Origin of the sequence: Micromonospora violae (assembly GCF_004217135.1) — a bacterium.
Lineage (GTDB): Bacteria > Actinomycetota > Actinomycetes > Mycobacteriales > Micromonosporaceae > Micromonospora > Micromonospora violae.
Window position 1 is genome coordinate 483,235 of sequence record NZ_SHKK01000001.1, and the last position, 21,405, is coordinate 504,639.

General features: G+C 69.3%; 16 protein-coding genes and 1 pseudogene. 9 read left to right on the forward strand and 8 right to left on the reverse strand.

The features are described 5' to 3' along the window. Window positions 1-28: 28 nt before the first annotated feature. Together EV382_RS02220 and EV382_RS02225 are read right to left on the reverse strand one after the other, a co-directional pair. A pseudogene (locus tag EV382_RS02220) lies at window positions 29-1,003 on the reverse strand (family 43 glycosylhydrolase); the annotation flags it as partial. A gap of 54 nt (window positions 1,004-1,057) precedes the next feature. Next, entirely contained in the window at window positions 1,058-2,083 is a 1,026-nt protein-coding gene (locus EV382_RS02225; protein WP_130399983.1) for a LacI family DNA-binding transcriptional regulator, read from the reverse strand. 409 nt (window positions 2,084-2,492) lie between these two features. On the opposite strand from EV382_RS02225, the gene EV382_RS02230 reads away from it, so the two are divergent. The 8 genes from EV382_RS02230 (at window position 2,493) to EV382_RS02265 (ending at window position 13,924) form a co-directional block, all read left to right on the forward strand. After that, window positions 2,493-3,809 carry an ABC transporter substrate-binding protein gene (locus tag EV382_RS02230; RefSeq protein WP_244236506.1) on the forward strand — a complete coding sequence of 439 codons (1,317 nt, stop codon included), beginning with the start codon at window positions 2,493-2,495 and terminating at the stop codon, window positions 3,807-3,809. Continuing rightward, a complete protein-coding gene (locus EV382_RS02235; protein ID WP_130399985.1) occupies window positions 3,806-4,759 on the forward strand; it encodes a carbohydrate ABC transporter permease in 954 nt (317 codons plus the stop codon). Before EV382_RS02230 ends, EV382_RS02235 begins: the two co-directional genes overlap by 4 nt. After that, window positions 4,756-5,580 (forward strand): carbohydrate ABC transporter permease, encoded by an 825-nt coding sequence (locus EV382_RS02240; RefSeq protein ID WP_130399986.1) that lies wholly within the window; start codon window positions 4,756-4,758, stop codon window positions 5,578-5,580. The genes EV382_RS02235 and EV382_RS02240 overlap by 4 nt, the downstream gene beginning before the upstream one ends. Window positions 5,581-5,583: 3 nt before the next feature. After that, entirely contained in the window at window positions 5,584-6,738 is a 1,155-nt protein-coding gene (locus EV382_RS02245; RefSeq protein WP_130399987.1) for a serine hydrolase domain-containing protein, read from the forward strand. 430 nt (window positions 6,739-7,168) lie between these two features. Next, window positions 7,169-9,502 carry a glycoside hydrolase family 43 protein gene (locus EV382_RS02250; RefSeq protein ID WP_244236507.1) on the forward strand — a complete coding sequence of 778 codons (2,334 nt, stop codon included), beginning with the start codon at window positions 7,169-7,171 and terminating at the stop codon, window positions 9,500-9,502. A 202-nt stretch (window positions 9,503-9,704) separates the two neighbouring features. Next, entirely contained in the window at window positions 9,705-12,125 is a 2,421-nt protein-coding gene (locus EV382_RS02255; protein WP_130399988.1) for a family 43 glycosylhydrolase, read from the forward strand. Window positions 12,126-12,152: 27 nt separating this feature from the next. Next, on the forward strand, window positions 12,153-12,785 hold the full coding sequence (locus EV382_RS02260) for a hypothetical protein (RefSeq protein ID WP_130399989.1): 633 nt from the start codon (window positions 12,153-12,155) through the stop codon (window positions 12,783-12,785). A 59-nt stretch (window positions 12,786-12,844) separates the two neighbouring features. Continuing rightward, window positions 12,845-13,924, forward strand: a complete 1,080-nt coding sequence (locus tag EV382_RS02265) for a DUF916 domain-containing protein (protein WP_208758292.1) — start codon at window positions 12,845-12,847, stop codon at window positions 13,922-13,924. 60 nt (window positions 13,925-13,984) lie between these two features. Here the strand turns inward: EV382_RS02265 and EV382_RS02270 are convergent, their stop codons facing one another. Then, the gene (locus EV382_RS02270) at window positions 13,985-15,298 is read right to left on the reverse strand and encodes a hypothetical protein (protein ID WP_130399990.1); all 1,314 of its coding nucleotides are present in this window, start codon (window positions 15,296-15,298) and stop codon (window positions 13,985-13,987) included. Between the two features lie 486 nt (window positions 15,299-15,784). Here EV382_RS02270 and EV382_RS02275 point away from each other — a divergent pair, with 486 nt between their 5' ends. Continuing rightward, window positions 15,785-17,338: a pectate lyase family protein gene (locus EV382_RS02275; RefSeq protein ID WP_130399991.1), complete on the forward strand. Its 1,554-nt coding sequence runs from the start codon at window positions 15,785-15,787 to the stop codon at window positions 17,336-17,338. A 56-nt stretch (window positions 17,339-17,394) separates the two neighbouring features. Here EV382_RS02275 and EV382_RS02280 read toward each other — a convergent pair whose 3' ends face one another. From EV382_RS02280 to EV382_RS02300, 5 genes are all read right to left on the reverse strand, one after another. After that, entirely contained in the window at window positions 17,395-18,705 is a 1,311-nt protein-coding gene (locus EV382_RS02280) for a radical SAM protein (RefSeq protein WP_130399992.1), read from the reverse strand. A 61-nt stretch (window positions 18,706-18,766) separates the two neighbouring features. After that, a complete protein-coding gene (sodN, locus tag EV382_RS02285) occupies window positions 18,767-19,171 on the reverse strand; it encodes a superoxide dismutase, Ni (RefSeq protein ID WP_130399993.1) in 405 nt (134 codons plus the stop codon). A 115-nt stretch (window positions 19,172-19,286) separates the two neighbouring features. Then, entirely contained in the window at window positions 19,287-20,084 is a 798-nt protein-coding gene (locus EV382_RS02290; protein WP_130399994.1) for an inositol monophosphatase family protein, read from the reverse strand. A 54-nt stretch (window positions 20,085-20,138) separates the two neighbouring features. Then, window positions 20,139-20,753: a hypothetical protein gene (locus tag EV382_RS02295; RefSeq protein WP_208758293.1), complete on the reverse strand. Its 615-nt coding sequence runs from the start codon at window positions 20,751-20,753 to the stop codon at window positions 20,139-20,141. Window positions 20,754-20,794: 41 nt separating this feature from the next. Next, the gene (locus EV382_RS02300; RefSeq protein WP_130399995.1) at window positions 20,795-21,241 is read right to left on the reverse strand and encodes an iron chaperone; all 447 of its coding nucleotides are present in this window, start codon (window positions 21,239-21,241) and stop codon (window positions 20,795-20,797) included. Window positions 21,242-21,405 lie beyond the last annotated feature (164 nt).

The window sequence follows — 21,405 nt, forward strand, 5'->3', positions numbered from 1 at the left end:
GCGTTCGCCTCGACCCGGACCTGTGCGCCTACTGCCCTACGCCTGCCCTCGCCGGGTCCACCGTCAACCCGGTCGCGGCCTGGTAGCGGACGGGGATGGGGTCGGTGAGCTCCCCGACGAACGTCTCGTCGACGTGGTCGAGGAAACCGATGAGCGACCAGTCGTCGGCGGGCCCGGGGACCAGCCGGGGCGCGTACAGGTGTGGGTGCGCGAACGGTTGAGCGGACGCGATGTCCCACGGGCCGAGGGTGGTCTCGCCGGTGGCCACCCAGATCCGGTGGTCCTCGCGCCGGGCGCTCTTGGTGGCCTCGGTGGAGAACAGCAGCAGCGGCTGACCGTCGAGGACGGCGACCTGGGGCACCTCGAGGTGACCGAAGCCGGCCGGTGTCGACAGCGGCGGCCCGACGGTCCAGGTGACGAGGTCGGGGGAGGTGGCGTGGCCGACGACGCCCCGGCTGTTCGCCGGCCCGGTGTTGGCGCGGGCGGTGATGAGCATGTGCCAACCGTTGCCGTCGGGGTCGGGGAACACCCACGGGTCGCGCCACGCCTGCTCGTACCACAGCTCCTTGTCCAGCAGCTCGTACCAGGTGGGGTCGGCCTGGACGATGGGTTCGGTGCCGTGCCGGTGCCAGGTCGTGAGGTCGTCGGAGACGGCCAGTCCGATGCGTTGGACGAGCCCGTCCTCGGCGCGGCCGACCCCGGTGTAGAACAGGTACCACCGGCCGTCCGGCCCCTGGACGGTGCAGCCGGTCCAGGTCGCCAGGTCGTCCCAGCTGGGCGCGTCGGCGGGCACCACGGCGTCGGCGACCAGGCGCCACGAGTGCAGGTCCGTCGAGACGGCGTGGCCGATCGTGGCCCGGCGGTGGCGGCGGTGCGGGTCGTGCAGGGCGCGGGACGCCCGCAGGAAGAACACGTGCCAGAGGCCGTTGTCGTCCCGCGCGTACCAGCTGTCCCACACCCAGTGGTCGGGTAGACGAAGCATGGTCGGAAACCTAGCACTAAACCGTTTTAGCGGCGGCCGAGGTCGGCCCGAGGGGGCGACCCGGAGGGCCGGTGGTCAGCCGGCCGGAGGTGCGATGGACCGGCGTCGGCGCAGGGGCATCGGCACCAGCGAGGGCTCGGCGGCACCCCCGTCCAGGAGCAGTTCGACCGCGCGCCGCCCCATCTGCTCGTGCGGCAGCGCCGTGGTGGCCAGGCTCGGACGCAACCAGGCGGCGATCGGATCGTCGTCGAACGAGATGACCGAGATGTCCTCCGGTACGGACAGCCCCGCCTCGCCGAGCGCCTGATAGGCGCCGAAGGCCAGCCGGTCGTTCATGCAGATGACCGCGCTGGGCCGTTTCGGCTTGCTCAGCAGGCCGCGCATGGCGGCGTAACCGTGCTCGGGCAACCATTCGGTGCAGAAACACTCGGCCAGGAGGCTGACGTCCGCCTCGTCCAGCGCCTGCCGGATGCCGCGCAGTCGGGCACGGGCGGCGAGCGAGACCTCCGGGTCGTCCTCCTTGAGTCGGTTGCGGCCGATGAGCGCGATCGCGTCGCGGTGACCGAGCTCCAGCAGGGCGGTGGCGACGATGCCGCCGGCCCCCTCGTCGTCGGGGACCACGCTGGGTAGGCCGTCGGGGCTGGTGGCGTTGAGCAGCACCACCGGGCCGCCGAGGATGGCCGCCGGCACCGTCAGCCGTCGGGTCGCCATGGCCGCGTAGATCACCCCGTCGACCTGCCGGTCCAGGACGGCCTCGATGGCGTACTGCTCGAAGGTCGCGTCGCCCTGCGTCTCGGTGATGAGCAGGACGTGGTCGCGTTCGCGGGCAGCGTCGAGGGCGCCGCGGATGAGGTCACCGGCGAACCGGGTGGTGGCCACGATGTCGGAGACGAACGCGATGGTCGCCGTCTTGCGGGTGCGCAGGCTGCGCGCGGCGAGGTTGGGCCGGTAGCCGAGCTCCTCGGCGGCGGCGAACACCCGCTGGTGCGCCTCGGCCGAGAGGCGGGTGCCCTCTCTGCCGTTGAGCACCATCGACGCGGCGGTCTTGGACAGCCCGGCTCTGCGCGCGACGTCGGCGAGTGTTGCTCTGTTGCGGCCCATCAGTCCTCCGAATCAGGGGCGGTGCCACAGGCCCCGCTCCTGCTCATCATGGTGCGTCGCCGGCCGGGATCGAGCGCCGGTCACGTCGGCGTGGTGTGAACGTGGCGTTTCCGCACCGTTGCCAAGTTGTCCTTGACAGCTTCCCGTGCCGCGCGCATGCTCTGCTAAATCAGTTTAGCGACCACTTCCGGTGCATCCAGAGGCGCCTTCGGTGGCCGTGCCGGGTTCTTTTCTGCTGACGGTACGGGTGCTGCGCCCGGGTGACAGGTCACGGCGTACGTGTCGGGACCGCCACCCGGTCGCGGTGTCCCGGTGGAGCCGTCGCGCGGCCCTGGTCGCGCGACGCGTGGCGATGTCAAGGAGTCATGAAATGGCAGAATTGCTGACAAAGTTTCCGCGACGGAGAACCGTGCTCCTCGCGTCGCTGCTGGCGGTCGGGTTGACCGCGACGGCCTGTAGCGCGCCGGGGGAGGACCGGTCGTCGACCCAGAAGTCCGATGCCGCCGTCAAGACGGAGCTGGGGACCGACCCGATCACCCTGGAGATGTACGCGGAGACCGGCTTCCCGCTGGCCAAGGCGTTGGCCGACGAGTTCTCCAAGCAGCACTCGAACGTCAAGTTCAACATCCGCGAGGACCAGTTCACGGTGATCGTGGAGAACGCACCCCGGGTGATGGCCTCGGACAACTCGCCCGACATCATCCGGCTCCCCACCATGGCCGACCTGGTCAAGGACGACCTGCTCAAGAACCTCGACCCGTACTTCACCGCGTACGGCTGGGACAAGTTCCCCGCCTCACAGCTGATGCAGCTGCGCGTCGGGGAGAACACCCGGGGCTCCGGTTCCCTGTACGGGATGGGGCTCGGATACAGCGTCACGGGCGTCTTCTACAACAAGAAGCTGGCCGCTCAGATCGGCATGACCCAGCCGCCGGCCACCGTCGCCGAGTTCGAGGATCTGCTGGCCAAGGCGAAGACCGGCGGGGTCCAGCCGATCATGCAGTTCAACAAGAACACCGCGGGCATCAACTTCCCGCACCAGGCGCTGCAGAACCAGTTCGGCGACCCGACCCAGGTCGCGGACTGGATCTTCCAGAAGCCGGGGGCCACGTTCGACACCCCGGCCGCGCTGAAGGCCACCCAGACCATTCAGAAGTGGGCCCAGGCCGGCTACTTCCCGAAGGACGCCAACGCCCTGGACTACGCGGGCATGGTGGGGGAGTTCCAGAAGGGCAACGGCCTGTTCATGTTCAACGGTGACTGGGAGTCGGCCAACCTCGACAAGGCGATGCCCGGCAACGTGGGCTTCTTCCTCTTCCCCACCGAGTCCCCCGGCGGGAAGCACGTGGCGATGTCCGCCCCCAACACCTTCGGCGTCTCCGCCAAGGCCAAGAACCCGGACGCCGCCGCGTACTTCCTGAACTGGGTCCACACCAACGCCAAGGCCCGCGAGATCTCGGTGACGGTCGGTGGCTCCAGCCCCGGCGGCCCGAGTGACCTGCCGGTGCCGAGCGCCGCCCCGAACACCGTGCTGGCCGAGACCCTGAAGGCGTCGCAGCAGCTCGGTGCGGAGAACGGTGCGGTGGACTTCACCGCGAACGCGACCGGCGGCATCTTCGCCGCCGCGATCACGCCGGAGATGCAGAAGCTGATCGCCGGCCAGCAGACGCCCGAGGGGTACGTGAAGGCGGTCCAGGCCGAGTACCAGAAGGAACTGTCCCGATGACGTCTGCCCTCGGCAGCGCACCGACCGGGCGGGACAGTCGTCGCGCCCGTCCGATCCCCACGCGGGCCCACCGATTTCGGTGGGCCCGCGCGGCCGGGACCGGCTGGTTGTACGTCCTGCCCGCCCTGGTGATGTACGCGGTGTTCGTCCTGCGCCCGCTCGCCCTGACGCTTCAGTACTCGCTCTACAACTGGAACGGGATCGGGGTGGCCCGCTGGGTGGGCCTGGAGAACTACCTCACCGTCTTCACCGACAGCGATCTGCTGAAGATCATCGGCAACGCGATAGTCCTGATCGTCTTCTTCAGCTTCATCCCGGTCGCGCTCGGGCTGTTGGTGGCGAGCATGGTTCGTCGGATCACCACCGGCGCGTTCGGCACCGTCGTCCGGACCATCCTGTTCCTGCCGCAGGTCATCCCCCTGGTGGCGGCGGGCATCGCGTGGAGTTGGCTGCTCTCCTCGAACGGTCTGATCAACCAGGTGCTGCGCGCGCTCGGGCTCGGTGTGGTGGCCCGCGCCTGGCTCGGCGACTTCGACACGGCGCTGCCCGCCGTCGGCGTCATCGGGGCCTGGGTGCTGCTCGGCCTCTGCACGATTCTGCTGGTCACCGGCATGAGCAAGATCGACCCGGCGCTGTACGAAGCCGCCCGGCTCGACGGTGCCGGTCCGGTCCGCGAGTTCCTCGCCGTCACCCTGCCCAGCCTGCGCCAGGAGATCGGCGTCTGCCTCACCGTGACGATCATCGCGGCGCTGGCGAGCTTCGACATCGTCTACATCTCCACCAGCGGTGGCCCCGGCCTCCAGACCACCGTGCCGGGCCTGGAGATCTACCGGCTGGCCTTCTCGCAGCGGCAGGTCGGGCTCGCCTCGGCGCTCGCCGTCGTGCTCATGCTGCTGGTGCTGGCGTGTGTGCTGCCCATCCAGCGTCTGAGCCGAGGGGAGAAGCCGTGAACCTGAGCCGCCGCGAACAGGTGACCGGCCGGGTCTTCCTGATCGCCCTGATCGTGGTCACCCTGCTGCCGTTCGTGAGCATGCTCTCGGCGGCGTTGCAGCCCCGGGGCACCGTACCCAACGGACTCGAGTGGCCGTCCGACCCGCAGTGGGGAAACTTCGCCGACGCCTTCACCGCCGCGAACATGGGTGCCCTGCTCCGCTCCAGCCTGCTCATCGTGGCCGGTGTGGTGCCGGTGTCGGTGCTCATCGCCACCATGGCCGGCTTCGGGCTCGGTCAGCTGCGGGTGCCCGGCGGCCGATTCGTCTTCGGCCTCTTCCTGCTCGGCCTGACCCTGCCGTTCGAGGCCGTGGTCACCCCGCTGTACTACCAGATGCAGGACCTCGGCCTGCTCAACACGCGCTGGGCCATCATCCTGCCGCTGATCGGCCTGTACATGCCGTTCGCGGTGTTCTGGATGCGGGCGCACTTCACCAACGTGCCGGTGGAGTTGTCCGAGGCGGCCCGGGTGGACGGCAGCAGCACCTGGCAGTTGTTCTGGCGCGTCCAGGTGCCGCTCGCCCGGCCGGCGATCGCGTCGCTGACGATCCTGATGTTCCTCTGGACGTGGAACCAGTTCCTCCTGGCCATCGTGCTCGTCGACGACGCCACCAAACGCACCATGGCCGGGGCGCTCGGCGCGTTCCAGGGTCAGTGGGGCACCGACCTGGTGCTGCTGTGTGCCGGGTCGTTGCTGATCCTCACCCCGACCCTCATCGTGTTCCTGATCTTCCAGCGACAGTTCATCAAGGCCCTGATCCAAGGGTCAGTGAAGGGGTAGGCAGTGCGCACACCGCCGCAGATCCACGGCGACGTCGACGACGGCTACGGGCGCGTCGCCGATGTCTTCCGCGACAACTTCACCTCCCGGGGGGAGGTCGGCGCCGCCGTCACCGTCTACGTACGGGGCCGCAAGGTCGTCGACCTGTACGGCGGGGTCGCCGACACCCGTACCGGACGGCCCTGGGACCGGCACACGCCGGTGGTGGTCTTCTCCTGCACCAAGGGAATCCTGGCGATCTGCGCCTACCTGCTGGCCCAACAGGGCCGGCTCGACCTGGACGCCCCGGTGACCCGCTACTGGCCGGAGTTCGGCCAGCACGGCAAGGCGCACATCCCCGTGCGCTGGCTGCTCACGCACCAGGCCGGGCTGCCCGCATTGGACCGACAGTTGACCCTCGACGAGGTTCTGAGCTGGGATCCGGTCATCACGGCGATCGAGGCGCAGGCCCCGTTGTGGGAGCCGGGCACCGCGCACGGCTACCACTCGATGACCTACGGCTGGCTGGTCGGAGAGGTGATCCACCGCATCACCGGGCAACTACCCGGTGCGTTCTTCGCCGACACTCTCGCGGGCCCGCTCGGCCTGCGCACCTGGTTGGGGCTTCCGGCGGGCGAGAGGGACACCGTCGCCTGGGGCCTGGCACCGCCACCGGACCCGGACCCGTTCGAGGACCCGGTCGCCGAACGAGGCATCACCATGGGTGGCGCTTTCGCGTTCCCCGCCGACGCTGACGGCCTGGTGAGCTTCAACGACGACGCCATCCGGGCCGCTGGGGTCCCCGGCGCGGGCGCGGTGAGCACCGCGGACGGCCTCGCGCGTCTCTACGCCGCCTGCGTCTCGGGCCTTCAGGGTGGACCGCTGCTCGCCGCAGCGTCGGTGGACGACGCGGTCGTCGTTCGTTCGCGTGGTCAGCAGCGGCACGGCCCGCCGGACACCGGGCAGCGGTGGGGTACGGGTTTCCTGCTGCACTCGCCACCGGCCCGGCCCCTGCTGGGTGAGCGCAGCTTCGGCCACGACGGGGCGGGCGGGAACCTGGCCTTCGCCGACGCCGAGCATCAGGTGGGCTTCGGGTACGTCATCAACCAGATGCGCGGAATGGGCGACGAGCGCGCCAATTCCCTCACCGCAGCCCTGCGCTCCTGCCTCCCCACCTGACCCGTCCACCCCGGGCCGGCCGCCCTCGGTGATCATGAAGTTGTTGCCCCGACACGCCGTGGTCGGTGGCAACAACTTCATGATCAACCGGGGTGAGGTGGGGTGGGGGTGGTGCGGGTGGACTGTCCATTGTGGAGGGCGAATGGTGTTACGGGGATATCTCGGGCAGGTTTCATTGATGCTCTTGACAGGTGTTGTTAGCGATAACACGATGGCCTTCACGCCGCTCTCGCGTTTGGAGCTCGTCTTGGTCCTGTCGGTCCGCCCGCGTGTCCTGAACTCCTCCCGCATCTCTGCTGTGAACAGCGCGAACGCCATCGCTCGTCGCCTCGCTGGCCGGCTGATCCGGCCGCTGTCCACAATGGTCTCTCGTCGCTTTCGTCCACTGTGCGCGTTCGCATCGGCGAGTGCTCTCGTGGGTGCGGGCCTGGTGATCACCCCCGCTGCCGCGCACGCCGCCGACGGCTGGGCGCCCCGATCGTCGTACACCTCCACCGACACCGGCGCCGGCACCTACTCGGTGCCGTTGCTCAACGCCGACGTGCCGGACATCAGCGTCGAGCGCGTACCGGCGGCCGAGAACGACGAAGGCCGCGACATCTACTACATGATCAGCACGACGATGCACCTGAGCCCCGGCGCGCCGATCATGAAGTCGTACGACCTCGTCAACTGGGAGATCGTCAACTACGTCTTCGACCGGGCGAGCATCGGCGACTCCTTCTCACTGCGCAACGGCCAGAACTCGTACGGGCAGGGCCAGTGGGCGTCGTCGCTGCGCTACCACGACGGGATGTACTACGTCGCGTTCAACACCAACAACCTCAACGGGGCGTACCTCTACCGCACCGACGACATCGAGAACGGCACGTGGCAGCGCACCGCCCTCGGCCGTGGCCTGCACGACCCGTCGCTCTTCTTCGACGTCGACGGCACGGCGTACATCTTCTACGGGTCCGGCGGCACCAGCGCCGTACGCCTCAACGCCGACCTGACGGCCATCGCGCAGGACTACCCGAACATCTTCACGGCGAGCAACTACGCCGGCCAGCCGTTCATCGGTGGCCTGTTCGAGGGCGCGCAGTTCTACTACATCGACGGCTGGTACTACGCCGTGATCATCACCTGGCCGTCCGGGCAGGGCCGCCAGGTCGTGATGTTCCGGTCGCGGGATCTGCTCGGGCGCTACACCTCGGCCGGTGGGGTCAACACCTACGAGGCGCGCGGAGTGCTCAACTCCAACGGCTTCGCCCAGGGCAGCCTGGTGCCGATCAGCCGCCCGGGCGGCGAGACCGACTGGCACGGCATGTTCTTCCGCGACACGTTCCCGATCGGCCGGATCCCGGCGCTCATCCCCGCCACCTGGCAGGACGGGTGGCCGACCTTCGGCACAGGCGGGGTCGTGCCGGTCAACGGACTGTTCGACAAGCCGATCCGGCTCAGCCCGGCGGAGGAGGCGTTCGAGCGGCAGAAGAGCATCGTCGCCTCGGACGACTTCGCCAACGACGCGCCGCACAAGGCGTACCAGGACGAGCAGTGGACCGTCCCAGCACCGCTCGACCCGGCGGAGGTCGCTCCCAACGGGTCGCGGCTGGACCTGGCGTGGGAGTGGAACCACGCCCCGGACAACCGGTACTGGTCGCTCACCGACCGCGACGGCTGGCTGCGGTTGACGGCCGGCAAGGTGGTCACCGGCCAGTACGTCTACACGAAGCTGTCCAACCGGGCCGAGCTGGCCTGGTTCGAGGAGGCCCGCAACACGCTCTCCCAGCGGACGTTCGGGCCACGGCAGTCGGTCCAGACCCGGATGGACATCTCCGGGATGAAGAACGGTGATGTGGCGGGTCTGGCGGCCTACAACCGCGGATTCTCGTACGTGGCGGTCAAGCGCGTCGGTGGCGTCAACACCCTCGGCGTGGTGAACCGGTCGCAGCCGTTCGCGGTCGACCTCGACCAGTCGACGCTGGAGAACTTCGTGTCGGGCACGACGGTGCCGCTGGACGACGCGACCGAGGTGCACCTGAAGGCCGACCTCGACTTCGCCTCGCCCGTCGGCCAACTCTGGACGACGTTCTACTACAGCCTGGACGGGGTCCAGTGGACCCGGCTGGGCAACCGGGTGGGCCCGCAGGCGCTCGACGGCAGCCTCGCGCACTTCATGGGTCACCGGGTGGGCCTGTTCAACTACGCCACCCAGGAGACCGGCGGTCACGTCGACTTCGACAACTACCTGCTCAGCGACGTGCTGACCGCGCAGGGCCGGCCGCTGGACAGCACCGCCCTCGACGCGGCCATCGCCCACGCGCAGACGCTCGACGCACGCCACTACCCGGCCGACGCCTGGGCCACGATGCAGGCCACGCTCGCGGCGGCGACGTCGGCGCGGGCCGGCCAGTTCGGCACCCAGAACGAGATCGACGCACCGGAGCGGGCGCTCAGCTACCAACTGGCCCGACTCGGCGTGCTGGCGGCGCTGCCCGTGACGGCCACCGCCCAGGTGCGCTGCCTCAGTGGCAGGACGTACGTGGCCGTGCAGGCGCGCAACGACTCGACCGAACCGGTGGAGATCACCGTGGAGATCCCGTACGGAAACCGGTCCTTCCCGGCCGTCGCGCCGGGGGCGAACGTCTACCAGTCGTTCAACACCCGTACGGCGTCCGTGCCGGCCGGCACGGCGACGGTCCGGGTCACCGGCACGGTCGCCGGTCGGGACGTCACCACCGTCCACTCCACGCAGCACCCCGCCAACACCTGCGGCGGATAACCCCACCACGAGCCCTCGGCTCACTGATCAGCACCACCGGCAACCGGCCGGGCGGCGCGGCACAGCGGACCTGTCCCGCGCCGCCGGCCCTGGTCGGCCGGCGGTGACTGTTCGACCCCTGATGTCCGGACCACCCACGGAAGCACACCACCGATCCCCCGTACACCGATGACCGCATGTCAGAGATGAAGGAGGATGTCTCGTGGAACAACGAATGCGACGGGCGACCCGAGGTCGGGTCGCAGCGCTCGCGACAGTCGGCCTGCTGCTGGCCGCGACGTTCGGGGCCGGGTCGGCCCCCGCCCAGGCCGCCGACACGAACCTCGTCGTCAACGGCGGGTTCGAGGACGGCCTGGCCAACTGGTTCGTCAACAACGGAAACGCCTCCGACGGCGCCCAGTTGTCGGCCACGTCGGACGCCTACTCCGGCGCGAGCGCTGTGCTCGTCACCAGCCGGTTGACCACCGGGTCGGGCCCGATGCAGGACCTCAGCGGCAAGGTGCAGGCCGGCCAGGCGTACACCCTCACGGCCCGCATCAAGTACGAGAACGAGAGCGGACCGGCCACGAAGCAGTTCTTCGCCACCATGCACTACGGCGGCGGCACCTACACCAACCTCGTCAGCGTGACCGCGACGAAGGGTCAGTGGGCGCAGTTCAACGGGACGTTCACCATCCCGACGGGGCAGAGCGTGTCCACGGCGCGCCTGTTCTTCGAGACCCCCTGGACGAGCACACCGTCCACGGACCCGGCTCTGCACCTCATGGACTTCACGCTCGACGACGTGTCGGTGATCGGAGCGGCGCCGCCCGCGCCGGCGTCGAAGACGATCGAGGTGGTCGGCAAGCTGCCCGGTGAGCACAACCCGTTGATCGGGCACAAGTTCGGGGCTGACGGCTTCGGCCTCGTGCACGACGGCCGGGTCTACATGTACATGACCAACGACACCCAGGGTTACGCTCCGAACCCGACCACCGGCGTCTCGCCGGGGATCAACTACGGCGACATCGACCAGATCACGGTGATCTCCTCCGAGGACCTGGTGAACTGGACCGACCATGGTGAGATCCAGGTCGCCGGCCCGAACGGGGTGGCACCGTTCACCACCAACTCGTGGGCTCCGGGCATCACCAAGAAGGTGGTGAACGGCGTGGAGAAGTTCTTCCTCTACTACGCCAACGGTGGTGGCTCCAGCAACGTGATCACGGGTGCGTCGCCACTCGGCCCGTGGACCAGCGAGCGCACGAGCACGCTGATCGACGGCCGTACCCCCGGCGCCGAGGCCGTCGCGTGGAAGTTCGACCCGGCCCCGTTCGTCGACGACGACGGCCAGCCGTACCTCTACTTCGGTGGTGGTCCCGCGTCGACGAGCATGCCGCCGGCCGAGCGCTTCAACAACCCGAAGAACATCCGATCGATCGAACTCGGCGACGACATGGTCTCGACCGAGGGGACGGCCGCGGTGGTCGACGCCCCGGTCGCCTTCGAGGCGGGTCACGTCTTCAAGCGCCAGGGCAAGTACTACTTCTCGTACTCCTCGCACTTCGGCGGGAACGACTTCGGCGGCAGCCAGCAGCCGCTGCCCGGTTACCCCGGTGGTGGTCAGATCGGTTACATGATCTCCGACGGTCCGATGTCGTGGCCGAAGGAGACCTACGCCGGTGTGCTCTTCCCGAACCAGTCGCAGTTCTTCGGGGCCGGTACCGGCGGAAACAACCACCAGTCGGTGTTCGAGTTCGGGGGCAGGTACTACTTCACCTACCACGCCCCGACGCTGAACAAGCGGATCAACGGGAACACCACCCAGGGGTACCGCAGCCCGCACATCCAGGAGTTGACCTTCAACCCCGACGGCACGATCCAGCAGGTCGTCGGCACCTATGCCGGCGTCGACCAGGTCCGGGACTTCGACCCGTACCGCGTCTTCGAGGCCGAGACCTTCGGCTGGAGCAAGGGCGTCGCGACCAGCAAGGTCGACGGCAGCTCCGCCCAGTTCGGCGGCGCGGCACCGAACCTGGTGGTCCGTGACATCGACAACGGCGACTGGACGGCGTTGTCTTCGGTGAACTTCGGGGACGGCGGCGCGCAGAGCCTGACGGCGCGGGTGCGTGCGCTCGCCACCGGCGGGCAGGTCCAGGTCCGGCTGGACGACGTCAACGGGCCCGTGGTCGGCACGATCGCGGTGGACACGCCGGTCGGGCAGTGGGCCGAGGTGAGCGCCGAGCTCGCGGGCGTCAGCGGCGTGCACGACGTCTACTTCACCTACACCGGCCCGGCCGGTGCCGACCTCTTCGAGATCGACACCTGGGCCTTCCAGGCGGCCACCCTCGACCTGCCCGTCACGGTCACCGCGTCGACGCGGTGCGTGAGTGGCAGGACGTACGTGGCCGTGCAGGCGCGCAACGACCACGACGCGCCGGTCGACATCGCCCTGGAGACGCCGTACGGCGAGCGGTCGTTCGTGGCCGTCGCGCCGGGTGCGAACGCCTACCAGTCGTTCAACACCCGCGCCGTGTCCGTTGCGGCGGGTTCGGCGACGGTCCGGGTGACCGGGGCGATCGGCGGACAGGCCGTGACGACCGTGCGCACCGTGCAACACCCCGCCGGCACCTGCGGCGGCTGACCCCTGATGGCGGAGAACGGAGATCACATGAACATTCACAAACGGCGGCAGACGCTCGCGGCCTGCGCCGTCAGCGCCGCGCTGACCGGGGCGGCCGTCCTGCCGTCGCCCGCACTGGCCGAGCCCGGCGACGACGCCAGCGTGCGGGTCACCGTCGACATCGACGAGATCAGGGAACCGGGAGTGCTCGCCATGTCGATCGCCGGCGACGCCGTCGCGCTGTCCGAGGACGGCTCGACCCTGCTGGTACGCCAGTTCGTCGGTACGCTGCCGACGGTGACGGTCACCGACACCCGCGTCGCCGACGAGGTGCCGGACGGCGCCGGCTGGGCGGTGCTCGGCAGCGCGACCGACTTCGCGGGCAGCGCCGGCCAGGCACCGATCACCGCCGACCACTTCGGTTGGAAGCCGCGCCTGCTCGACGGCGGCGAGACCGGCCTGGTCACCGAGGGCGAAGAGGTGGTGACCAGCCTGGACGAGCCGACCCAGCCGGGCAACAATGTCGGCCTCGTCGACCAGGAACTGCTGGTCTCGGCGTTCGACTCCAAGGCCGTCGTCAGCGACTCGTACTCGGTCAACGCCGACCTGTATCTGCGGACCCCCGCGGAGGTCGCCGCCGGCGAGTACAGCTCCACGCTCACGCTCTCACTGTTCGAGTAGTGGCCTGGGCGGGGGCCCGGATCGGGCCCCCGCCCAGCCCCGTGCCGAAGGGTCGCCTCATGACCGTCACCCCGCTGCGCCGGGCGCTCGTCGTCCTCGCCGTCGCGTCCCTCCCGGTTGTGGCCGCGCCGAGCGCGGCGGCGGCGGAACCGGACCCGAAGGCGCTGACCTGGACGGTCCAACCGGCCACCGCGAGTGGCCCGGACCAACGCCGGTGGATCAACGCCAGCCTCGACCCGGGGCAGAGCGTGACCGAGCACCTGGCGGTACGGAACTTCAGCCGCAGCGCCGTCGCCTTCTCCCTGAAAGCCGCCGACGGCTACCTCACCGACAAGGGCCGCTTCAACATGCTGTCGTCCGACCGGCCCTCGGTCGACGGCGGCACCTGGATCGACGTGCAGGAGAAGGTCACCGTCGGCCCCAACGAGACGCGGGTGGTGCCGTTCACGATCACGGTGCCCCGAGACGCCACACCGGGCGACCATCCGGCCGGCATCGCCGCGACCGTCACCAGCACCGGCGGCACGGTCAACGTCGAGAGCCGCGTCGGGTTCCGGGTCATGCTGCGGGTCAACGGCACCGCGCGGGCGGCCCTGGCCGTCCGGGGGCTCGGCGTGACGTACTCCCCGTCGTGGAATCCGTTCGCCGGTGGGCGCGTACGGGTGCGATACACCGTCGAGAACGACGGCAACGTCTGGGTCAGCGGAACGAGTCGGGTGGCGATCTCCGACCTGCTCGGCCGGACCGGCCACGACGCCACCGGCGCGGTGGAGGAGTTGCTCCCCGGCGGCGGTCGGCAGGTGGAGACGCGGGTTGACGGCGTCTGGGCGCTGGGCCGTCTCCGTACGACCGTCAGCACGTCGCCGACGCTGCTCGGCGACGCCCAGGCCGGGGCCGACCTCCGGCCGGCGTCCGCCACCGTCACCACCTGGGTCGTGCCGTGGGCGCAGCTCGCCCTGCTGGGTCTGCTCGCCGTCGCGCTGCTGGGGCTGCGGGCGGTGGCCCGGCACCGGCGGCGTCGGCTGGCCGGGCTGCTGGCCCGCGCCCGACAGGAGGGCCGGCAGGAGGGTCAGGAGGCGGTGCTCGTCGGGGGCGCGCCCGCCGGTGCCGAGCCCGACGCGGGCGACGCCCGCCGGTAACCCCCGACGCGAGGGGATCGCGTCGAGGGCCCGTGGCGGGGCGTCGCCCGGCCCACCAACTCAGGGCTTGGTCTGGTCGAGCAGCCAGCGCAGGATGCTGGCGTCCTCATAGGTCGGCCCGAATGCCGCGTGGTAGTCCGGCGACGAGAACGCGACGTCGGCGTACTCGGTGTAGCGCACCAGGTCGGCGGCCTGCTCGGCGGTCTTGCCCCGGGCGACGTACGCCTGTCGCAGCATCGCGCTGGAGTTGCGCGCGCCCGAGACGTTGAGCAGGTGGTCGTGCTCGCCGTGCGTGATCCACACCGGCACCTCGGCCGCCGCGATGGCGGTCGCCTGGGTGGCGTTGACCGGGAAGCCACCGGTCACCAGCCCACCGGCGAACAGGTCCGGGCGCTTGGCGAACGCCTCCCAGAGCAGTTGGGAGCCGTACGACACGGTGCTCGCGTACACCCGGCTGGTGTCCACCGCGAACTGGCCGACGAACTGGTCGAGCAGCTTGACCAGCAGCTCCGCCTCGGCGACCCCACCGACGCGCTGGTGCTGGGGGGCCAGGACGATGACGTCCTCGGAGGTGCCGGTCCACTGCGGTTGGAGCCACGCGGTCGCCGGAATGTCGGCGGCGAGTTGGACACCGAGGTTGTCGCCGTCCCAGCCCATCCCGTGGCCGGGCAGGATGACCATCAGCGGGTACCGGCGGCCCGGCTGGTAGTTCTTCGGCAGGTGGTAGTGGTACGGCAGCACCATGCCACCACTCAGGAACGAGCCGTAGCTGAACTCGTCGACCAGCTGGTTGACCGGCTTCTCGGTGAGCGGTCGGGATTCGCCCGGGGTGGCTCGGGCGAGCACCGGCCCCTTGCCGACCCCCCGGCCGGGCTGCCCGTGGACGTCCTTGCGTTGCACGACCCGGGTCGGCAGCTCGGGGTTGACCTTCACGGTGCAGAGGAAGGTCGGGCACTTGGAGACGATGACCGTCGAGCCACCGGTGTCGGCGGGGTCGAGCTCGACGATGACGTACCTGCCCGGTGCCGATCGGTGGTCGGCGCGGGTGCCCGGTACCTCGTTGGTGTAGGTGTGGGTGATCGTCCGGTCGGCGAGTTTCGGCAGGTCCTCGATGGGGTTGAAGCGGAAGTTGTAGATGGTGTCGGTGACCGAGAACGTGCCGGTGTCGAGGGTGCGGGGGTTGACGGCGGCGCCGTACTCGATCGCCACCGCCGAGACCTTCTGGCCGTACGTGTAGACGGTGGTGATCGGGGTGATGCTGCGGATTCCGTCGGCGTCACCCGGCCCGCCGTTCGGGCTGCCGTACGCCGTGCCGGAGGCGCCGGCCAGGACGAGGGTGGCGGCGAGCGGGATCAGTCCTTTGCGCAGTCTCATGCGAGTCCTTTCTCGAAGGTGGTGCGATCAGCCAGCGACGTGGACCGCGACGGGGACGGCAGGGGTCGGAGCGAGTCGGTCGCTAAACTGATTTAGCAGAGCATCGATGGCGGGCCCCGGCGGTGTCAATACCGCGCCCGCAACACGCCGGAGACCTGCCTCGCCGAGGGCATGGCCCGCCCGATCGACCTCCCGCGCGCACTGCAACAAACCTGCAAGCGTCAGCTATTGCCTTGAGGGAAACCGCTTTCCTACGATTGCGTTACATCGATGTTTCGGTTAGCGCTCAGGCGAGTAGGTGGCACCAGGAACACCCCACTCGCTCGACACATCCCTGCTTCCACCAGGGCTCGAGATGCCTCGATGACATTCCCGCGATTGACTACCGCCAATTCCTAAAGGGCGCCTGTCGGTGGATGCGGTTGCGATGGCGACGACCGTCGAGGTGAAGCCCTGGAACGAAGACGAATGCGAAGGTGAGGCGACATGAGGCGATCAGTTGTGTTACGAGGTCAGGCGGTGCTGGCGACCGCCGCCGTGGTGATCGCGGTCGGGGTGAGCCTGCCGAGCCCGCAGGCGTCGGCGGCGGTCGGCAGCGCCACCGGCTACGCCACACAGAACGGTGGGACCACCGGCGGCGCGGGCGGGCAGACGGTGCGGGCCACCACGGGCACGGCGATCCACGCGGCGCTGTGCGGTCGACCCAGCAGCAGCACCCCGATCACCATCGAGGTCACCGGGACCATCAACCACGGCAACACCAGCAAGGTGTCAGGGTCGAGCTGCAACACCGCGGCGGGCGTGATCGAGCTCAAGCAGATCAGCAACGTCACCATCATCGGGGTCGGCAGCGGTGCCCTCTTCGACCAGCTCGGCATCCACATCCGCGACTCCAGCAACATCATCATCCAGAACGTGACCGTGCGGAACGTCAAGAAGTCGGGCTCGCCCACCTCCAACGGTGGGGACGCCATCGGCATGGAGAGCACGGTCCGCAACGTGTGGGTCGACCACGTCACCCTGGAGGCCTCGGGCGGCGAGTCCGAGGGGTACGACGGCCTCTTCGACATGAAGGACAACACCCAGTACGTGACGCTCTCCTACAGCATCCTGCGCAACTCCGGCCGTGGCGGACTCGTCGGGTCCAGCGAGAGCGACAGGTCCAACGGCTACATCACGTACCACCACAACCTCTACGAGAACATCGACTCCCGGACTCCGCTGTTGCGCGGCGGCATCGCCCACATCTACAACAACCACTACGTGAGCCTGCGCGAGTCGGGCATCAACTCCCGAGCCGGTGCCAGGGCCAAGGTGGAGAACAACTACTTCCGCAACTCCAAGGACGTGCTGGGCACGTTCTACACCGACGAGCGCGGGTACTGGCAGGTCAGCGGCAACATCTTCGACAACGTGACCTGGTCCAGCGCCGGCAGCGAGAACTACCCCGCCGGCCCCAACCCGACCTCCACCACCACGGTCAGCATCCCGTACTCGTACAGCCTTGACGGGGCGAGCTGCGTGCCGGAGATCGTCCGCCAGACGGTCGGCGCCAACACGGGCCTGAAGGTGTCGAACGGCAGTTGCTCGCCGCAGACTCCAGGGCCCACCACGCCGCCGCCGACCACGCCTCCGACTACGACGCCGCCGCCGACCACGCCGCCGCCCTCCGGCGGGACGAACCTCAGCATCGGTGCCGGCTCAGACGGCTCCAGCAAGGCCAGCGGGACCAGCTACGGCAATGTCCGGGACGGCAACCTGAGCACCTACTGGTCGCCGACCGGATCGACCGGCACCATCTCGATCAAGTGGGGCTCCGCGACCCGGGTGAGCCGCGTGGTGATCCGTGAGCCGTCCGGCACCCAGGGCTCCATCGGCTCCTGGCAGCTGATCAACAACGACAACGGGGCGGTGCTGGCCGCCGGCAGCGGGGCGGGTTCGATCACCTTCTCCGCGACCGCGATGAGCAAGATCAACTTCAAGATCAACAGCTCCAGCGGTACGCCACGAGTCGGCGAGTTCGAGACGTACGCCAGCTAGGGGTTGGTGCGCGGGTGGGAACGGCCGGTCGTGCCGCTCCCACCCGCGGACGTCTGTCAGGAATCCGTGGGCGGCAGGGTGTCCATGAAGGAGCTGACCGAGAAGACCGCCCGCCCCGGCCCGGCGGGACCGTAACCGGGCGGGCTGGACAGCCCGTGCGCGTCCATCGTCGCCCGGTAGACCTCCAGCAACCGGACGTGGTATTCGAGCGGCGCGCCCTGCGGGTTCGTCCGGCCGAGCGGGGTGGTGGGCTCCGGGCACCAGGTGGTGAACCGGGGTGTGATCCCCCGGGACATGAAGTAGTCGAGCCCCTCGGCGGTGGAGTCGATCGCCTCGTCGACGCTGGTGAAGCCGTGCGGGGCGGCCATCTCGACGCCCGCCACGAAGTTCGGAATCACGTTGCGGGGGCCGAACACCTCGGCCGAGTCGAGGATGCGCCGGTGCCACTCCTCCCGGCCGACGTAGCGCTCCTTGCCCGGGCAGTACAACTCGAACAACCGCTTGTCCCACACCTCGTAGTTGGGGTGGTAGATGCGGATCCCGTAGTCGTGGAAGCGCTGCACGTCGGCGCGGGGCAGCGCCTGGGCCACGACCTTACCGATCCAGCGGCCCGGGAACCGCTCCTCGATCGCCTGCGCGTACCGGCCGTAGAAGTCGGCCTCGGCCAGCCCGTTGACCTGCGAGGTGATGCTGCCGCCGGTCAGCGTGTACGCCTGTGACGTGCGCTCGGTGTCGTGCCGGTCGATGATCTCCAGGGCCTCGAGGACCTCGTCGACCGGCTTGACCCCGGTGTACGGCCGGCCGGCCTGCTTGTGCTGCCGCCAGTTGTGGTTGATGTCGCAGTACTGGCACTCCTCCTTGGCACCGAAGTACTGGCAGACCCGGAACGCGGTGAGGTAGATGAGATAACCCCACTGGATCGTCGGGGCGACCTCCATCACCGATTTGCCGTTGCTGAGCGTGTGGCGGTAATACGCCGGCATCGGGGGCAGCCCGACGTCGGCGATCGGCCGTCCGTCCAGGAACAGGCGCAGTTGACCGTTGCTGTCGGTGCCGACGCGGTACGGCGAGCTCGGGTTGGTGCGCACCGACACGACCGTACGGCGAAGCTCGTACGGGCCACCGGTGAGCACGATCTCCTCCGGTGGCCGGCGCAGCGCGGCCGTCCCCAACTCCGGGAGCGTCCGGTGGTCGAAGGAGAAGATGAAGTACGACTTCGGCTTGACGTCGCCGTGCTCGTTGTCGGTCAGCGCGGCGTCGTCAAAGGCGAGCCCGCCACGCAGCAGGTCCTCCTTGATGACGGCTTCCCGCGGCACGTGTGGGAAACGGCTCATCAACTCTTCGATGAGGTCGGTGCGCGACGCCATGCGGTTCCTCCCGAACGTGGTGCGCCGAACCGGGTGGCCGGTGCCACCCGGTAGCGGCTGATCAGCCCTGCTTCGTCTCCCAGAAGATCTTCGAGATCTCCTCGATCTTCCCGAGGAGCTGCTCGGCGACCGCCGGGTCCGCGGCGCCCTTCGCGCCGCCGGCACCTGCCAGCTTGGTCGCCTCGTTGAAGAGGCCGTGCAGCTGGGGGTACTTCTCGAAGTGCGGCGCCTTGAAGTAGTCGGTCCACAGGACCCAGAGGTGGTGCTTGACCAGCTCGGCCCGCTGCTCCTTGATGAGCAGCGCCCGGGTGCGAAACTCCGGATCGTCGCTGGCCTGGTACTTCTCCGAGATCGCCTTGATCGACTCGGCCTCGATGCGGGCCTGCGCCGGGTCGTAGACCCCGCAGGGCAGGTCGCAGTGCGCGCTCGCGACGGTACGCGGGCGGAGAAGGCGGGACAGGTGCATCGGAATCCCCTTCGACGGTAGCGCTCAGCTGACGAACGTCCGGACGCGGCGGCCCCGACGTGATCATTCAGGGACGCTAGAACCTCAACCGCGGTTCATGTCAAGGCCGAGGTGATCACGAGCGCTGCTTCCGGATGAGGGTCAGCAGTGCGGTGTGCGTCCGCTCGTCCGCGGCCACCACGAGACCGTCCCCACCGGCGCGCAACGGCTCGCCGTCGAGCCCGCTGATCACACAGCCGGCCGCCTGGCAGAGCGCGATCCCGGCCGCGAAGTGGACGCTGTTGCGCAGGTCGTGGCGGTCCGTCACATAGGCGGCGCGCCGGCCGGCGGCGACCCAGGCCACGGCGAGGCTGGTGGAGACCACCCGGGGTCGGAACTGCTCGATGAAGCCCTCGTCCGTGAGCATGCGGGCAGCCAGGAAGACGTCCCGGTTGGGGAAGGGCGGGTCGAGGTTGAGGTCGACAAGCGTCGACTCGGCCGACGGTACGAGTCGCTCGTCCGTCCCCGCACCCCGGACGTACGCGGCGCTGCCGTCGGTCCAGAACACCTCATCGGCGAACGGGTCCGCCGAGGCCGCCACGGCGACGTCCGGCCCGCTGCGCAGAGCGACGTTGACCGAGGCCAGCATGGTCCGCGCGGCGAAGTTCAACGTGCCGCACAGCGGATCGACTAACCAGGTGCGCCCGTTGTCGCCCGTACCCGTGCGCCCGCTCTCCTCGGCCACCACGGCGTCGTCCGGATGCGCCTCAGCCAGGACGCCGAGGATGGCCTGCTCGGCCTCGACGTCGGCGGCGGTGGCGAAGTCGCCGCCGGTCTTCAGGACACGTGGCAGTGCGGTGCCGTACCGGGAGCGGACGACTGCGGCACCAGCTTGCGCCGCCGCGACGGCCAACTCGTGATCTGCGATCGACATGCCCGCACCATAGGCGCTGCGGGAAACGTCGACGACGGCCGCACCGGACGCGGGTCAGTCCGGCAGTTCGACGATCGGCCGCTGGCTGATGACCGCCGTCATGATCATCGGAGCGTCGCCGTCACACTGGTTGACCGAGACCGCGACCCACCGGCCCTCGGTCGCCGTCGGACCCCAGACCGTCAGGGTGCCGTAGCAGTCCAGGTCACAGAGCGACTGGAACAGCGCCGGCATGGGTTCACCAGCCTGGTTCCGAAACAGCGGCACGTGCATGGAGACCTCGCGGTGCGCGCCCCAACGCCGGTCCAGCTCCCGGACGACGAGGGCCAGGTTCGCCGCAGCGGCCTCCTCGGCCTGGTTCCACTCGACGCCGTACACGCCGGTGAGGGCGTCGCTCTCCCAGAGCGGAACGATCCGGAAGCCCGGACCCGACGTGCCGGTCCACTCCCCGGTGGCCGGGTCCCCTTCGCTGACTGGCACGCCGTCGGTGGGCAGTTCCGCCGTGCGGAGCGCCTCGATGTCGGACACCGCCCGACCGATGTCGAACACCTCACCGATCCGGGCCGTCACCGAGCGGCTCGTCTCGCCGCTGGCGACCCGCACCACACCGTCCGCATCACACGCCTCCTTCAGATTCCGGCCCTCGATCATCGCGCAGGGCACCGTCATCCGCACCGTCCAGACGCCTGCGGCGACGGATCGACGGTGGATCAGGACACCGCAGCCCGCACCAGCTCGGTGATCTTCTTCTCCACGGCCGGGGTCCACTTCTGCAGCGCGTACGACACCGGCCAGAAGTCTCCGTCGTCGATGTTGGCCGTGTCCTGGAAGCCCAGCGTCGAGTACCGGTAGTTGAACTTCCCGGAGTCCTGGAAGAAGACCACGATCTTGCCGTCCGCGTTCGCGTAGGCGGGCATCCCGTACCAGGTCTTGGGTGCCAGGTCCGGGGCGGCGGCGGTCACCGTCACGTGTACGCGCTCGGCGAGGGCCCGATCCTCCGGGTTCATCTGCGCGATCCGGTCGAGGACCGCCTGGAGCCCGTCGGCCTTCTTGGCGCCCTTCTTGCCCTCGGCGCGCAGCTCGGCGGCGCGCTCCTTCATCGCGGCGCGCTCCTCGGCGGTGAAGCCGTCGGACTCGGTGCTGGTCTTCGTGGACATGCGTGGTCTCCCTCTCGTTGTCCGGCTCGGCATGCCACCGGCCGTTCTGAGGAAAGGCTAGGCGGGACGCCGGCCTCGGGGCTTCTTGATTCCTGATCGGTACGGAGCACCGCCGACCGCCCGAATCGTCACGTTCGCCGGTGTCACGAATTGCGGGCTAGGTT